This is a genomic window from Achromobacter sp. SIMBA_011 (assembly GCF_046535435.1).
GTDB classification, from domain to species: Bacteria; Pseudomonadota; Gammaproteobacteria; order Burkholderiales; family Burkholderiaceae_B; genus Achromobacter; species Achromobacter dolens.
The window spans coordinates 1-250 of the sequence record NZ_JAWRWN010000921.1 but is presented as its reverse complement, the minus strand read 5'-3'; the positions used below and the strand labels follow the sequence as shown (position 1 = coordinate 250).

Annotated in this window: 1 protein-coding gene; it reads left to right on the top strand. The window is 68.4% G+C overall.

The window, feature by feature from the left end; translation table 11 throughout:
• On the top strand, positions 1-250 hold a 250-nt coding region (locus tag SB816_RS33690), incomplete at both ends, for a prolyl oligopeptidase family serine peptidase (RefSeq protein WP_410548463.1).

Here is a 250-nt window from a genome sequence, read left to right as displayed (position 1 = left end):
AATTCGGGCCGCGCTGGCACGTCGACGCGCAGCGCGAACATCGGCAGCGTTCGTTCGACGATTTCATCGCGGTAGCCGAGGACCTGGTCCGCACCGGCGTGACGACCGCTGCGCAGCTCGGCATCGAAGGCGGCAGCAACGGCGGCCTGTTGGTGGGCGCGTGCATGGTGCAGCGTCCCGAACTGTTCGGCGCGGTGCTGTGCCGCGTGCCGCTGCTCGACATGCGGCGTTATCCGAAACTGCATGCGGG